General features: G+C 71.9%; 13 protein-coding genes. 8 read left to right on the forward strand and 5 right to left on the reverse strand.

Going from position 1 to position 14,716, the window contains the following annotated elements; all coding sequences use genetic code 11:
* Window positions 1–2,493: DEAD/DEAH box helicase (locus tag ACWGKT_RS07730; protein WP_453272897.1), on the reverse strand; the 2,493-nt coding region annotated here is incomplete at its 3' end.
* A 492-nt stretch (window positions 2,494–2,985) separates the two neighbouring features.
* Between ACWGKT_RS07730 and ACWGKT_RS07735 the strand changes: the two genes are divergently transcribed.
* Entirely contained in the window at window positions 2,986–3,735 is a 750-nt protein-coding gene (locus ACWGKT_RS07735) for a ferritin-like fold-containing protein (RefSeq protein WP_356148101.1), read from the forward strand.
* A 20-nt stretch (window positions 3,736–3,755) separates the two neighbouring features.
* On the opposite strand, the gene ACWGKT_RS07740 is transcribed toward ACWGKT_RS07735, so the two are convergent.
* The 4 genes from ACWGKT_RS07740 to ACWGKT_RS07755 all read right to left on the reverse strand — a co-directional run bounded on the left by ACWGKT_RS07740 (window position 3,756) and on the right by ACWGKT_RS07755 (window position 5,650).
* Window positions 3,756–4,025: a hypothetical protein gene (locus ACWGKT_RS07740; RefSeq protein WP_356148104.1), complete on the reverse strand. Its 270-nt coding sequence runs from the start codon at window positions 4,023–4,025 to the stop codon at window positions 3,756–3,758.
* 220 nt (window positions 4,026–4,245) lie between these two features.
* Window positions 4,246–4,473 carry a DUF3107 domain-containing protein gene (locus ACWGKT_RS07745; protein WP_356148107.1) on the reverse strand — a complete coding sequence of 76 codons (228 nt, stop codon included), beginning with the start codon at window positions 4,471–4,473 and terminating at the stop codon, window positions 4,246–4,248.
* A 141-nt stretch (window positions 4,474–4,614) separates the two neighbouring features.
* On the reverse strand, window positions 4,615–5,259 hold the full coding sequence (locus ACWGKT_RS07750) for a TetR/AcrR family transcriptional regulator (protein WP_356148110.1): 645 nt from the start codon (window positions 5,257–5,259) through the stop codon (window positions 4,615–4,617).
* A 166-nt stretch (window positions 5,260–5,425) separates the two neighbouring features.
* Window positions 5,426–5,650: a hypothetical protein gene (locus tag ACWGKT_RS07755; RefSeq protein WP_453272898.1), complete on the reverse strand. Its 225-nt coding sequence runs from the start codon at window positions 5,648–5,650 to the stop codon at window positions 5,426–5,428.
* A gap of 188 nt (window positions 5,651–5,838) precedes the next feature.
* Here ACWGKT_RS07755 and ACWGKT_RS07760 point away from each other — a divergent pair, with 188 nt between their 5' ends.
* The 7 genes from ACWGKT_RS07760 to ACWGKT_RS07790 all read left to right on the forward strand — a co-directional run bounded on the left by ACWGKT_RS07760 (window position 5,839) and on the right by ACWGKT_RS07790 (window position 14,545).
* On the forward strand, window positions 5,839–6,990 hold the full coding sequence (locus ACWGKT_RS07760) for an alpha/beta fold hydrolase (RefSeq protein ID WP_453272899.1): 1,152 nt from the start codon (window positions 5,839–5,841) through the stop codon (window positions 6,988–6,990).
* A gap of 513 nt (window positions 6,991–7,503) precedes the next feature.
* The gene (locus ACWGKT_RS07765) at window positions 7,504–8,814 is read left to right on the forward strand and encodes a DUF3152 domain-containing protein (RefSeq protein ID WP_453272900.1); all 1,311 of its coding nucleotides are present in this window, start codon (window positions 7,504–7,506) and stop codon (window positions 8,812–8,814) included.
* Between the two features lie 56 nt (window positions 8,815–8,870).
* A complete protein-coding gene (locus ACWGKT_RS07770; protein ID WP_356148122.1) occupies window positions 8,871–8,966 on the forward strand; it encodes an Ms4533A family Cys-rich leader peptide in 96 nt (31 codons plus the stop codon).
* 204 nt (window positions 8,967–9,170) lie between these two features.
* Window positions 9,171–10,889 (forward strand): ABC transporter substrate-binding protein, encoded by a 1,719-nt coding sequence (locus ACWGKT_RS07775; RefSeq protein WP_453272901.1) that lies wholly within the window; start codon window positions 9,171–9,173, stop codon window positions 10,887–10,889.
* 4 nt (window positions 10,890–10,893) lie between these two features.
* Window positions 10,894–11,937, forward strand: a complete 1,044-nt coding sequence (locus ACWGKT_RS07780) for an ABC transporter permease (RefSeq protein WP_356148128.1) — start codon at window positions 10,894–10,896, stop codon at window positions 11,935–11,937.
* Window positions 11,934–12,932, forward strand: a complete 999-nt coding sequence (locus ACWGKT_RS07785; RefSeq protein ID WP_453272902.1) for an ABC transporter permease — start codon at window positions 11,934–11,936, stop codon at window positions 12,930–12,932. Before ACWGKT_RS07780 ends, ACWGKT_RS07785 begins: the two co-directional genes overlap by 4 nt.
* Entirely contained in the window at window positions 12,929–14,545 is a 1,617-nt protein-coding gene (locus ACWGKT_RS07790) for a dipeptide ABC transporter ATP-binding protein (RefSeq protein WP_453272903.1), read from the forward strand. The genes ACWGKT_RS07785 and ACWGKT_RS07790 overlap by 4 nt, the downstream gene beginning before the upstream one ends.
* Window positions 14,546–14,716 lie beyond the last annotated feature (171 nt).

Genomic DNA, 14,716 nt, shown 5'->3' on the forward strand with positions numbered 1-14,716 from the left:
GCGGACCCTCGGCGTCGCCTCGGCCGTCTCGCCGGTGGCCTCGGCGGCGGGCGCCGTGGCCTTGCGGGTACGGCGCCGCGGCTTGGCCTCCGGCTCCTCGTCGGCCTGCGCCGGAATCTCGGCGGTCACCGCTTCGGCGACGGCCTTGCGCGTCCGACGGGCCTTGGGCTTGGCCTCCGCGCCGTCGACGGCGTCGACGGCCGCCTCGGGGGCGGTGGCGGCGGCCTTGCGGGTACGGCGCGGCTTGGCCGGCTCGGCCTCCACGCCCTCGGCCGACTCCACGGCCGCGGTCGCCTTACGGGTCCGGCGCGGCTTGGCCTCGGCCTCGGCGGCCTCCGGCGTCGCCACGGCGGTCGCCGCGGTCTTGCGGGTGCGACGGGGCTTGGCCTCGGTGCCCTCGGCCGTGTCCACGGCCGCCTCGGCGGCGGCAGCGGTCTTGCGCGTGCGGCGCGGCTTGGTCTCCGTGGCCTCCGCGGCGTCCACCGCGGTCACCGTGTCCACAGCGGCCTCGGCCGCCTTGCGCGTACGGCGTCGGGGCTTGGCCTCGGCGGCTTCGGTGACCTCAGCGGCCTCGACGGCCTCCACGGTGGTCGCGGTCGCCTCCGGGGCGACAGCGGCCTTCTTGCGGGTGCGGCGCGGCTTGGCCTCGGTGGCCTCCGCCGTGTCCACCGCGGTCTCGGCGGCGGCCGCCGTCTTCCGCGTGCGGCGCGGCTTGGTCGCCGGGGCGGCGTCCTCGGTGCCCTCGGCCGTGGCGACCGCGGCCTCGGCGGCCTCGGTCGGCTCGGCGGCCTTGCGGGTACGGCGGCGCGGCTTGGCCTCCGCGACCTCGGTGACCTCGGTGACCTCGGGGGTCTCCACGGTCGCGGCGGGCTCCGCGGCAACCTCGGTCGTGCTCTCGGCCGGGGTCACCGCCCGCTCCGCGGGCCTGCGGGTGCGGCGGCGACGCGGCTTGTCCGGGGTCTCGACCGCGGCCGGACCCTCCGCCGTCTCCACGGCGGCCTCAGCGGCCCGCGTCGACTCGCTCACCGTGGTGGCGGCGACCGCCTCGCCCGATGCCCCACCGCGCGTACGGCGACGGCGACGCGGGGTGCGGGTACCGGCCTGCTCCTCCGCCGTGCCGGCCTCGGTGCCCGGCGACGCGGAGTCGACCGGCGTGCCGACGGCCGTGGCGTCGGCCGGAGCCCCACCACGCGTACGACGGCGACGACGCGGCGTACGCGCCGGACGCTCGCGCTCGGCCTCGGCGGCACGGTCCTCGCCGCGTCCGCCCCGGCCACCGCGACCGCGCGCACCGCGGCCACCGGTCTCGCCGAGGTCCTCCAGCTCCTCCGCGTCGAGGCCGGCGCGGGTGCGCTCCGAGCGCGGCAGGACACCCTTGGTGCCCGCCGGGATGCTCAGCTCCTCGAAGAAGTGCGGGGAGGTGGAGTACGTCTCCACCGGGTCGTTGAAGCCCAGCTCCAGCGCCTTGTTGATCAGCTGCCAGCGCGGGATGTCGTCCCAGTCGACGAAGGTGATCGCCGTACCCTTGGCGCCCGCGCGGCCCGTACGGCCGATGCGGTGCAGGTACGTCTTCTCGTCCTCGGGGGACTGGTAGTTGATGACGTGCGTCACACCCTCGACGTCGATGCCGCGCGCGGCGACGTCGGTGCAGACGAGGACGTCCACCTTGCCGTTGCGGAAGGCGCGCAGCGCCTGCTCGCGGGCGCCCTGGCCGAGGTCGCCGTGGACCGCGCCGGACGCGAAACCGCGACGCTGGAGCTGCTCGGCGATGTCGGCGGCCGTGCGCTTGGTGCGGCAGAAGATCATCGCCAGTCCGCGGCCGTCGGCCTGCAGTATGCGGGCGATCATCTCCGGCTTGTCCATGGAGTGCGCGCGGTAGACGAACTGCTTGATGTTCGCGACCGTCGCGCCCTCGTCGTCCGGCGCGGTGGCGCGGATGTGGGTGGGCTGCGACATGTAGCGGCGCGCGAGACCGATGACCGCGCCCGGCATGGTCGCCGAGAACAGCATGGTCTGCCGCTTGGCCGGAAGCATGTTGATGATCTTCTCGACGTCGGGCAGGAAGCCCAGGTCGAGCATCTCGTCGGCCTCGTCGAGGACCAGGGACTTGACGTGCTTCAGGTCGAGCTTCTTCTGGCCGGCGAGGTCCAGGAGCCGGCCCGGGGTGCCGACGACCACGTCGACGCCCTTCTTCAGGGCCTCGACCTGGGGCTCGTAGGCCCGGCCGCCGTAGATCGCGACGACGCGCACATTGCGCACCTTGCCCGCGGTCAGCAGGTCGTTGGTGACCTGCGTGCACAGCTCGCGCGTCGGGACGACGACGAGGGCCTGCGGGGCGTCGGTGAGCGCCTCGGGCGCGGCGCGGCCGGCCTCGACGTCGGCGGGGACGGTGACGCGCTCAAGGAGCGGAAGACCGAAGCCCAGCGTCTTGCCGGTGCCGGTCTTGGCCTGGCCGATGACGTCGGTGCCCGAGAGGGCGACGGGGAGCGTCATCTCCTGGATGGGGAAGGGAGTGATGATGCCGACGGCCTCCAGGGCCTCGGCGGTCTCGGGAAGGATTCCGAGTTCACGAAACGTCGTAGTCAGGGTGCTGCCTCTTCTGTGTGGCGCGGCGCGAGGCGAGCGCGGGGGTCGTGTCAGGACCGTGCTGGGGACGTCGACTGCCTAACGGGCGAGCCGTGGGGGGCAAGCCGTTTGGCGCGGGACCACTGCCGACGCTCTAGCGCTCGTACCGCTGAGGGTCCCTCTGGTTGTCGTACGCACAGTGCCGTACGGCCAGGAGGGCTGTCGGGTCGGAGCCGATCGGGCCACCGACCGGGCATCCTCATACGTGCGGCCTGTCGAGGTACGACCAAGTACCAGCAGGCGCATTACCACCATACCCCGGAATCGCGCACACGCGATGGCCGATTTGGTCACGTAGTCGTGGTCACAGTGGTTGACCACGGGCTTCCGTCCTGCGGCGGGCGGGCTATTGTGCGCTTCATGACGAGCTCTGACAAGCCTGCCAACGCCCCCGAGGAAGCCTCGACGGAAGCCACCGCAGTCGCCGCCCAGGACTGGGCGAAGGCCTCCGCCGACCCGCAGTACCGTGCCGCGGTCGTGGACCTGCTCGGCGCACTCGCCTACGGCGAGCTGGCGGCGTTCGAGCGGCTCGCGGAGGACGCCAAGCTGGCGCCGACGCTGGCGGACAAGGCGGAGCTGGCGAAGATGGCGTCGGCCGAGTTCCACCACTTCGAGCGCCTGCGGGACCGGCTCACGGAGATCGGCGAGGAGCCGACCCGGGCGATGGAGCCGTTCGTCGCGGCCCTCGACGGCTTCCACAAGCAGACGGCGCCCTCGGACTGGCTGGAGGGCCTGGTCAAGGCGTACGTCGGCGACTCGATCGCCAGTGACTTCTACCGGGAGGTCGCGGCCCGCCTCGACTCCGACACGCGTGAGCTCGTGCTGGCCGTCCTCGACGACACCGGGCACGCCGGCTTCGCCGTCGAGAAGGTGCGCGCGGCGATCGACGCGGACCCGCGCGTGGGCGGCCGGCTGGCTCTGTGGGCGCGGCGTCTGATGGGCGAGGCGCTGTCGCAGTCCCAGCGTGTGGTCGCCGACCGGGACGCGCTGTCCACGATGCTCGTCGGCGGTGTGGCGGACGGCTTCGACCTCGCCGAGGTCGGCCGGATGTTCTCGCGGATCACCGAGGCGCACACCAAGCGGATGGCGGCCCTGGGGCTGGCGGCGTAGTCGCCGGACGGGGTCAGGTGCTACGCCGTCGCTGATCGTCGCCGGAGTCTCCCGGCCGGGCGCAGCAGCAGGGACAGCGAGGCCGCGGAGACGATCGCGGCGCCGAGGAGACTCAGCAGGCCCGTGCCGGGGCCCAGCGCGCTGTGGGTGATGAAGTCACCGAACAGGGCTCCGGCGACGCCCGTGCAGAACACGAGCGGGCGGGCCGGCAGCCGGTGGGACAGGCGGTGCATCGCCACCCAGGCCAGGGCGACACCGAGCAGGGCGGAGCCGAGAGCTTCCAGGATCATGACGGGGGTCCCTCCCACACGGCCGGCCCGCGCTTCGCGGTCGTAGCCCGTCATACCCGTGACCTGCGGAATGCAATCCTCCCCTGTGGGTGACTTGTGCACCGGCTGTGATGGTCGTTCACGTGTGCCGATGCACGGCGGGACGACCGGGGGTGACCGGCGACGACGCAGAAGGGGGCCCGGTGGCGTGTGCCACCGGGCCCCCTTCCGTCAGCTGTGACTACAGCGCGCTGAAGCCCACCTTGCGCACCGCCGGTTCGCCGAGTTCGACGTACGCCAGACGGTCCGCAGGGACCAGGATCTTGCGGCCGCGCTCGTCCTCCAGGCTCAGCAGCTGCGACTTCCCGGCCAGCGCATCGGACACGAGGCGCTCGACCTCCTCCGCGCTCTGACCGCTCTCCAGAACGATCTCGCGGGGCGCGTGCTGCACGCCGATCTTGACCTCCACGGCTATGTCCCTCCGACGGTCAGTGAAGTGCGCGACCTTCCGCGCCGTACCAGCACACATTAGCCCGGTGAGGGGACGTACACGCTCCGCGCGAGAACGCCAGGAGCGAACAGCGGGAGGGAACAATCCCGGCCGGTGCCGTCAGTGGATTTGTTCGTTCCCGTGCAGCGGGAACCCGGCGATGCCGCGCCAGGCCAGCGAGGTCAGCAGCTGCACCGCCTGCTCGCGCGGGACGCTGCGGTCGCTGTGCAGCCAGGAGCGCGCGACCACCTGGGCGAGGCCGCCGAGGCCCGAGGCCAGCAGCATCGACTCGGCGCGGGACAGACCCGTGTCCTCGGCGATGACGTCGCAGATCGCCTCGGCGCACTCGTTGGTGACCTTGTCGACGCGCTCGCGCACGGCGGGCTCGTTCGTCAGGTCCGACTCGAAGACCAGGCGGAAGGCGCCGCCGTCGTCCTCCACGTACGCGAAGTACGCGTCCATCGTCGCCCGGACACGCTGCTTGTTGTCGGTCGTCGACCCCAGGGCGCTGCGCACGGCCTGGATCAGGGACTCGCAGTGCTGGTCCAGCAGGGCGAGGTAGAGGTCGAGCTTGCCCGGGAAGTGCTGGTAGAGCACCGGCTTGCTGACGCCGGCGCGCTCGGCGATGTCGTCCATGGCGGCCGCGTGGTAGCCCTGCGCCACGAAGACTTCCTGGGCGGCGCCCAGCAGCTGGTTGCGTCGGGCACGGCGCGGCAGGCGTGTGCCCCGCGGGCGTGCCGCCTCTGTCTGCTCGATGGCTGTCACGCCGCCTCCCAAATCGTCCACATGCGGTGTGCGCCGCGCGGCCATCGTACTTTTCGGTAACCGTGATGTGCGCGGTGCGAGCGCAGAATTTCACGTACCGGACGGTGGCGAAAGCCGTATCAGAGGACTCGAACAGGGCTGGTCGCTCTCTGTCCGCGCTCCACTGTCAGCGGTAGTCGTCCTCGTCCAGGGAGACCACGCGCGCCTGTTCGATGAGGTCGGCCTCGTTCGCTCGGTCCGGATCCACACCGGTGAGAGGGTCGTCGCGCTCCGGGACGATGTCCGCCAGTTGCTCGGCGGCGTCACCCTCGGGAGCCTCGACGTCGATCTCGACGTCGTTGTCGACCTGCAGGTCCTGGATCGAGTCGGGGTCGATGGGGTCATAGGCCATGGTGGGCTCCCTTTCTACGAACGTCCCCGGGAGAAGCAGGGGCTACTTGCGGGTGCCCTCTGTATGAGCCTAGGAGACCCGTGATGCGGACGCTATGCGGTCTTCTGCGCCATCGCGTCGGCTTCTCGGGTGGTTTCTGTGACGGCGAACACACGAGTCACAGCGTGATCGTCTCGTAACATTGCCGCATGTCTTCGACCGAGCTGCCTTTCGTGCCGCCTGCCAGCGTGCTCCCCAGGGTGGCGCCCGTCAGGGTCGCGGAGGGCGAGCGGCTCAGGTCCGTGCGGCTGCCCGGTGTGACGCTCTCGATCCGGTCGAGACCTCCCGCGCGCGAGGGTCTGCCGCGCGCGTTGTACGTCCACGGGCTCGGCGGTTCCTCGCAGAACTGGTCGGCGCTGATGGCCGGGCTCGACGGCGTGGTCGACAGCGAGGCGGTCGACCTGCCGGGCTTCGGTGACTCCCCGCCGCCGGACGACGGCGACTACTCCATCACGGGCCACGCGCGCGCGGTGATCCGCTATCTCGACGCGGCCGGGCACGGTCCGGTCCATCTCCTCGGGAACTCGCTGGGCGGAGCGGTGGCCACCCGCGTGTCCGCCGTCCGCCCCGATCTCGTACGGACGCTCACGCTGATCTCGCCCGCGCTGCCGGAGCTGCGGGTGCAGCGGACCGCGGTGCCGACGGCGCTGCTGGCCGTGCCCGGTGTGGCCGCGCTGTTCACCCGCGTCACCAAGGAGTGGACGGCCGAGCAGCGGGTCCGGGGCGTGCTGGCGCTGTGCTACGGCGACCCCGGGCAGGTGACGCCCGAGGCGTTCCGGCACGCCGTCGAGGAACTGGAACGGCGGCTGCAACTGCCCTACTTCTGGGACGCGATGGCGCGGTCCTCGCGCGGACTGGTGAACGCGTACACGCTGGGCGGGCAGCACGGGCTGTGGCGGCAGGCCGAGCGCGTCCTCGCCCCCACGCTGCTCATCTACGGTGGGCGCGATCAGCTCGTCGGCTACCGCATGGCCCAGAAGGCCGCCCGCTCCTTCCCCGACGCGCGCCTGCTGTCCCTGCCGGACGCCGGGCACGTCGCGATGATGGAGTACCCGGAGACGGTGAGCGCGGCGTTCCGGGAACTCTTGGCGGAGGTCGGGGAGTTGGGCTTGGTGAATGACGGCGGCGTCGGGATGTCCGGCGGCTCCGGTGGTGCCGGTCGTGCCGGTGCGGTGACGGAGGGTGGTGTCGGTCCGGTGGCGGAGGGCGGTGCGCGTTCGGTGGTCGACGGCGGTTCCGGTTCCGCCGGCAGCGGTACGGCTGCCGGGGGCGACTCCTCCGGCACGGGTGCGGGGAGCTGAGGGACCGACGTGGGACGCCACAGCCGCCGCGGGCCCGCCCCCAAGGGTGACGCCGCGGACATAACCGCAGAGCCTGGAAAACGCGGTACCGAGGGATCTCCCCAGGGCGCGCCGCAGGCCGTGCGACTCGGCCACCCGGGGCTGGAGCCAGGAGCCGGTCAAGGGCCGGCACAGCTGCCCGGGCAACGGCAGCCCTACGAGGGTCGCGAGGCTCCGGGGTTCGCGGCAGCACGCGGCCCCCAGCAGACGCAGGCACCGGGGACACCTCGCTTCGCCGACGGCACGCCCGCTCACGGGACGCCGCATCTCACCGACGGCACTCCCGCGCGCGGGGTGCCGCGTTTCCGGAACGGTGCCCCCGCGCAAGGGGGCCCGCGTCCTGCCGACGGCACGCCCGCCCGGGGTGTCCCGCGTCTGCCGGACGGCACTCCGGCTCGCGGTGTGCCACGGTTCCCGGACGGCACTCCGGCTCGCGGTGTGCCTCGGTTCCCGGACGGCACTCCGGCTCGCGGTGTGCCTCGGTTCCCCGACGGCACCCCTGCCCACGGCACCCCCCGTCCGCCGGACGGCACGCCCCCTCAGGGCACCCGCCGCCTCCCGGACGGGACCCCCGCTCACGGCACCCCCCGGTTCCCCGACGGCACCCCCGCTCGCGGCGTCCCCCAGGCCCGCGGCGGGCATCCCGAGCAGCGTGAGGCCGGCGGAGGCTGGGGTGCGTTCAAGGGGCGGGCCGGGGCGGTGCCCGGGGCTTCCCCGCAGGGCGCGGCCGCGGGGCCCGGTGCGGCCCTGCCGCGGCAGCGCAAGGGGGCGGCGCCGGGCGGGCCCCGGCAGGACTACCTCGACGCCTTCGGCGAGGACGACGTCTTCACCCCCCGCTCCGACGACCGCTTCACCCTCCGGTCCGAGGCGGGCACGCTGCGGGAGGAGTCGTACGCCCCCGTCGGCGACCCGCTCGCGCCGGAGACCTCCGCGGACGACGACGACACGCCCCCGACGGGCCCGGCGACGCAGACCAAGGGGTCCAAGGGCAGGGCCTTCACCGGCATCGCGGCCGCCGCCGTCACCACCGTGCTCGCCGTGATCGTGGCCGGACAGGTCGCCGACGGCCACGACGGCAACGACCTGCAGTCGCGTTCGGCCCCCGACCAGGCCCGCACCGACCACGACTCCGCCTCGCGCGGCAAGGACCGGACGACCCCGTCCGCGGCGCCGAGCGTGGCGACGCTGACGTACGACCAGAAGATGAGCAAGAAGTACCCGCTCAGCGCCACCTTCAAGGGCTCGGGCAAGTTCGACGCGGTCCCCGGTTTCGACAAGGCGCCGGGGAAGGGGCAGAAGTACACCTACCGCGTCGACGTGGAGCAGGGGCTCGGTCTCGACGGCGAGCTCTTCGCCGCCGCCGTGCAGAAGACGCTCAACGACGGCCGCAGCTGGGCGCACAAGGGCGCCCGCACCTTCGAGCACGTCTCCTCCGGCAAGGCGGACTTCGTGATCACGCTGGCCAGCCCCGCCACCACCGCCACGTGGTGCGCCAAGTCCGGTCTGGACACGGCGGAGGGCAACGTCTCCTGCGACTCGGCCTCCACCGAGCGCGTGATGATCAACGCGTACCGTTGGGCGCAGGGCTCGAAGACGTACGGCGACAAGATGCACGCCTATCGGCAGATGCTCATCAACCACGAGGTGGGCCACCGCCTCGGCTACGGCCACGTCACCTGCGACAAGGACGGCGAGCTGGCCCCGGTCATGCAGCAGCAGACCAAGTTCCTCGACCACGACGGAATCCACTGCCTGCCCAACCCCTGGCCGTTTCCCGGGAGTTGACGGACGCCTCTGAGATCACATTGACATGAGCAGAATGTTCGTTCATATTTCTGCGCATGTGGTCTAGTCATGCCGACTCCGACAGCGCCGCCATCGAGCTGGCGCTCATCGGCGTGACCGCACTCTGCGTGGCCGACATCTACTGTCGCTGACGCTCGCCCCTGGCGTTCGCGTCGCGACTTTCACCTTCACCTCTTCCGTGACCGTACAGCTGCCCATTTCCGGCAGCCGCTGTCACGGGTTCTTCGACGACCCGGCGCCGGGGCAGACGTCTGTCCGCATTCGTCTCACCCTTCGTTCATCCGTCTCATCATTCGAGAAATCCTCGAAGAGAACCCCGAGAGGTCGTCATTCCGATGCGTCAACCGTCCGTGCACAGAGCCCGCGTGGCCACCGTTTCGCTTGCCCTGGTCGTGGCAGCGGGCGCCGCCGCCTGCGGGCCGAAGGACAACGATGCCAAGGGCTCCGCCGGCGACTCCGCGCCCCACAAGGGCGGCACGCTCACGGTCCTGAACTCCGAGCCGCAGACCGACTTCGACCCCGCCCGCCTGTACACCTCCGGCGGCGGCAACGTCCCGTCCCTGGTCTTCCGCACGCTCACCACCCGCAACCGCGAGAACGGCGCGGCCGGCGCCCAGGTCGTCCCGGACCTCGCCACCGACACCGGGCGCCCGAACAAGGACGCGACCGTGTGGACGTACACCCTGAAGAAGGGCCTCGCCTACGAGGACGGCACGCCGATCACCTCCGCCGACATCAAGTACGGCATCGAGCGCTCCTTCGCCCCCGAACTCTCCGGCGGCGCCCCCTACCTGCGGGACTGGCTGGTCGGCGCGGCGGACTACCAGGGGCCGTACAAGGACAAGAAGGGCCTGTCGGCGATCGGGACGCCGGATGAGCGGACCCTCGTCTTCCACCTGAACAAGCCCGAGGGCGAGTTCCCGTACCTGGCCACGCAGACGCAGTTCACGCCCGTCCCGAAGGGCAAGGACACGGGCACCAAGTACGAGGAGCACCCGGTCTCGTCCGGCCCGTACAAGGTCGTCAAGAACGAGAACGACGGTGAGCACCTCGTCCTGGAGCGCAACCCGCACTGGTCGGCGGCCACGGACGCCGAGCGCAAGGCCTACCCGGACACGATCGACGTGCGCTCCGGGCTCGACTCCTCCGTGATCAACCAGCGGCTGTCCGCGTCCCAGGGCGCCGACGCCGCCGCGGTCACCACCGACACCAACCTCGGCCCGGCCGAGCTCGCCAAGGTGACCGGCGACAAGGAACTGGCCGCGCGCGTCGGCACCGGCCACTTCGGCTACACGAACTACCTCGCGTTCAACCCGACGGTCAAGCCGTTCGACAACGCCAAGGTGCGCCAGGCGATCTCGTACGCCATCGACCGCTCGTCCGTGATCAACGCGGCGGGCGGCTCCGCGCTGGCCGAGGCCGCGACCACCTACCTGCCGAACCAGAAGTCCTTCGGCTACGAGCCGTACGACCTCTTCCCGGCGGGCGCGACCGGCAATGCCCAGAAGGCCAAGGAACTGCTGAAGCAGGCGGGTTACGGCAAGGGGCTCACCCTCACGCTCACGCATTCCAACGACAAGAACTTCGAGACCAGCCCGGAGATCGCCACCGCCGTCCAGGACGCCCTGAAGAAGGCCGGCATCACGGTCCGGCTCCAGGGCTTGGAGGACAACGACTACCGGGACAAGATCCACAGCGTGAAGACCGAGCCCGGCTTCTTCCTCGCCCACTGGGGTGCCGACTGGCCCTCCGGCGGTCCCTTCCTCGCCCCCATCTTCGACGGCCGCCAGATCGTCAAGGACGGCGCGAACTTCAACACCGGCCTGCTCGATGACAAGTCGGTCAATGCCGAGATCGACGCGATCAACAAGTTGACCGATCTTGACGCTGCCGCCAAGCGGTGGGGTGCACTGGACAAGAAGATCGGCGAGCAGGCCCTGACCGTGCCGCTGTTCCACCCCGTCTACAAGCGCCTGTACGGCAAGGACGTCAAGAACATCGTGATCAGCGACTGGACGGGCGTTCTGGACATCTCGCAGGTCTCGGTGAAGTAGCGCCGTGAGCGAGACACTCGTCGCCTCGCGGACCCCCGGGACGGACACACCCGTCCCGGGGGCCTCGGGGGCTTCCCGGTTCTGGCGGCGGCTGCGTGCGCGGCCCTCCGCCCTCGTCGCGGCGGCCGTCGTCGCGCTGCTCGTCCTGGTCGCGCTCGCCGCGCCGCTGCTCACCGCCGTCGAGGGCCAGGACCCGACCACCTACCACCCTTCCCTGATCGACTCCGCGCGCGGCGGCGTGCCCCTCGGCTCCTTCGGCGGCATCGGCGCGGACCACTGGCTCGGCGTCGAACCGCAGACGGGACGCGACCTGTTCGCCCGGCTCGTGTACGGGGCCCGGGTATCGCTGGGCGTCGCGCTCGCGGCGACCGCCTTGCAGGTCGTCCTCGGCGTCGCGATCGGCGTCGGGGCCGCCCTCGGCAACCGATGGGTCGATCAACTGCTGAGCCGGGCCACGGACATCATCGTCGCCATGCCGCTCATGGTGATGTCGCTGGCGCTCCTCGCGATCGTCCCGGAGAGCTTCCCGCGGACCGTCCTCGTCACCTTCGTCATCGGCCTGATCGGCTGGGGCAACATCGCCAAGATCGTCCGCGCGCAGACGCTCACCCTCAAGGGGCTCGACTATGTCTCCGCCGCCCGGCTGAGCGGCTGGGGCAGGTGGCGGATCGCCCGCCGCGAGCTGCTGCCCGGCCTCGCCGCGCCGGTCATCACGTACGCGGCGCTCCTGGTGCCGTCGAACATCTCCGTGGAGGCCGCCCTGTCCTTCCTCGGGGTCGGCGTGAAGCCGCCGACGCCGTCCTGGGGACAGATGCTCACGGCCGCCGACGTCTGGTACCAGGCGGCCCCGCAGTACCTGCTGCTGCCGGCCGGCGCCCTGTTCGTCACCGTCCTCGCCCTGACCGTCCTCGGCGACGGAGTGCGCACGGCCCTCGACCCGCGCGCGGCCTCCCGCCTGCGCGTGGGCACCGGCCGCAGGCGCGAGGCGAAGGCGGGCGAAACGGCCCACAGCGAGAGCGACAAGCCGCACAAGGAGGGCAACGCATGAACGGCTTCGGCGGGTTCGTCCTGCGGCGCGCCGTCGGCACCGTGATCACCCTGCTCGCCATCTCGGTGATCATCTACGTCGTCTTCTACGCCACCCCAGGCAACGTCGCCCAGATCACCTGCGGTCCGCGCTGCTCGCCGGAACAGGTGCGCCAGGTCACCGAGCAACTGCGGCTCGACGACCCGCTCTACCTGCGGTACTGGCACTTCCTGGTGGGCATCCTCGTCGGCCGGGACTACTCCACCGGAACCTCGCTGGAGCACTGCGCGGCCCCCTGCCTGGGCCTGTCCTACCAGAGCGACCAGCAGGTCCTGGACATCATCCTGACGAAGCTCCCGGTCAGCCTCTCGCTCGTGCTGGGCGCGATGGTGCTCTGGCTCGTGCTCGGCGTCGGCACCGGCGTGCTGTCCGCGTGGCGGCGCGGCCGGATCTCCGAGCGGGTGCTGACCGCCGTCACGCTCGCCGGCACGGCCACGCCCGTCTTCGTCATCGGCCTCCTCCTGATGATCGTCGTCTGCGGCGAGCTCCAACTGCTGCCCTTCCCGCAGTACGTCCCCTTCACCGACGACCCCGAACAGTGGGCGTGGAACCTGCTCCTGCCGTGGTTCTCGCTCGCCCTCATCGAGGCGGCCGCGTTCGCCCGTCTCACCAGGGCGTCGATGCTGGAGACCCTCGCCGAGGACCACATCAGGACCTTCCGGGCCTACGGGGTCGGCGAGCGGGCGATCATCCGCCGGCACGCCCTGCGCGGCGCCCTGGCACCGGTCATCGCGCTGAACGCCAACAACGTCGGCTCGGCCGTCGGCGGCGCCGTCCTGACCGAGACGCTCTTCGGCCTCCCCGGCCTCGGCCAGGAACTGGTGCACGCGGTGAAGGTCGTCGACCTTCCGGTGGTCGTCGGCATGGTCCTGGTCATCGGCTTCTTCGTGGTCCTCGCCAACGCCGTCGCGGACGTGCTGTACGCGGTGGCCGACCGACGGGTGGTGCTCGCATGAGCCTGGTGGACGTCACGGACCTGACCGTGGAGTTCGGGTCCCTGCGGGCCGTGGACGGGCTGTCGTTCCGCCTGGAACGGGGTGCCGCCCTCGCCCTGGTGGGCGAGTCCGGCTCCGGCAAGTCGACCGTCGCCGGGGCGCTGCTGGGCCTGCACCACGGCACGGGCGCCCGGATCGGCGGCTCGGTCCACGTCGCCGGCACCGATGTGCAGCGGGCCTCCGACGAGGAGCTGCGGCGGCTGCGCGGTGGGAAGGCCGCCATGGTCTTCCAGGACCCGCTGTCGTCGCTCGACCCGTACTACGCCATCGGCGACCAGATCGCCGAGGTGCACCGCGTGCACGCGCGCGTGTCACGCCGGGCGGCACGCGCGCGTGCCGTGGAGGTGCTCGACCGGGTGGGAATTCCGGACGCCCGGCGGCGGTTCCGTTCCCGCCCGCACGAGTTCAGCGGGGGCATGCGCCAGCGCGCGCTGATCGCCATGGCGCTGGCCTGCGAACCGGACCTGCTGATCGCCGACGAGCCGACCACGGCCCTGGACGTGACCGTCCAGGCCCAGATCCTCGACCTGCTGCACACGCTGCGCGCGGAGACCGGCATGGGTCTGCTGCTCGTCACGCACGACGTGGGTGTCGCCGCCGAGAGCGTCGACGAGGTGCTCGTCATGCGGCACGGCAGGACCGTCGAACACGGCCCGGTCGGCACGGTCCTCGGGGCGCCCACGCAGGCGTACACCCGCGAACTGCTCGGCGCCGTCCCGCGCGTGGACGCGCCGCGCGGAGCGTCACGGGCGACCGACGAGGTCGTCCTGGAGGCGAAGGGCCTCGGCCGCGCGTTCGGCCGCGGCAAGCAGCAGGTCGTGGCCGTGGACGACGTGTCGCTGACGATCCGCCGGGGCGAGACCCTCGGCATCGTGGGCGAGAGCGGCAGCGGCAAGACCACCCTGGGACGCATGCTCGTCGGACTGCTGGAGCCGACGGCGGGGAGGATCAGCTACGAGGGCAGCGCGCACACCGGTGTGAACCCGGCCGTGCAGATGGTCTTCCAGGACCCCGTCTCCTCCCTCAACCCGCGCCGCAGCGTGGGCGAGTCCATCGCCGACCCGCTGCGCGCGCGGGGGGAAGCGCGAGGGGAAGTGGGAGGGGAAGGGGCCGAGGAGCGCATCCGGGAGCGCGTACGGGCACTGCTGGAGCGCGTGGGGCTCGAAGGGGCGCACTACGACCGCTACCCGCACGAGTTCAGCGGCGGACAGCGCCAGCGCGTGGGCATCGCGCGGGCGCTCGCGGCCGACCCGCGCGTCATCGTCTGCGACGAGCCCGTCTCCGCGCTGGACGTCACCACCCAGGCCCAGGTCGTCGCCCTGCTCGGCGAACTGCAGCGCGAACTCGGACTCGCGCTCGTCTTCGTCGCGCACGACCTCGCCGTCGTACGTCAGGTCAGCGACCGGGTCGCGGTGATGCGGCGGGGCCGGATCGTCGAGTCCGGACCCGCCGACGAGGTGTACGACTCCCCGCGGGACCCGTACACCCGTCGGCTCCTCGCCGCCGTACCCGCCCTCGACCCCGAGGTCGCGGCCCGTCGGCGGGCCGCCCGACGGGAGTTGACGGTGGCGTGATCCCTTCGGTCCGGATGTGACGATCCGTGCGCGGTTGATCTCCTAGCGCGACGGAACGCGACCCGCACGGGAAAGTTACGACCGTTCACCCCTTTTGGTGGCGGGGCGGGGCACCCAGCCCCACGGCGCCCGCCACAGCGGCAATACGTCTGAGGGCGGAGGCCGCCGCGG

The sequence above is a fragment of the Streptomyces sp. NPDC054794 genome (assembly GCF_053611585.1).

Bases quoted from the DNA above. Each gene is read 5' to 3' on its own strand.
- ACWGKT_RS07735 (WP_356148101.1), top strand. From the start codon at position 2,986: ATGACGAGCTCTGACAAGCCTGCCAACGCCCCCGAGGAAGCCTCGACG.
- ACWGKT_RS07740 (WP_356148104.1), bottom strand. From the start codon at position 4,025: ATGATCCTGGAAGCTCTCGGCTCCGCCCTGCTCGGTGTCGCCCTGGCC.
- ACWGKT_RS07755 (WP_453272898.1), bottom strand. From the start codon at position 5,650: ATGGCCTATGACCCCATCGACCCCGACTCGATCCAGGACCTGCAGGTC.
- ACWGKT_RS07760 (WP_453272899.1), top strand. From the start codon at position 5,839: ATGTCTTCGACCGAGCTGCCTTTCGTGCCGCCTGCCAGCGTGCTCCCC.
- ACWGKT_RS07770 (WP_356148122.1), top strand. From the start codon at position 8,871: ATGTGGTCTAGTCATGCCGACTCCGACAGCGCCGCCATCGAGCTGGCG.
- ACWGKT_RS07775 (WP_453272901.1), top strand. From the start codon at position 9,171: ATGCGTCAACCGTCCGTGCACAGAGCCCGCGTGGCCACCGTTTCGCTT.
- ACWGKT_RS07785 (WP_453272902.1), top strand. From the start codon at position 11,934: ATGAACGGCTTCGGCGGGTTCGTCCTGCGGCGCGCCGTCGGCACCGTG.
- ACWGKT_RS07790 (WP_453272903.1), top strand. From the start codon at position 12,929: ATGAGCCTGGTGGACGTCACGGACCTGACCGTGGAGTTCGGGTCCCTG.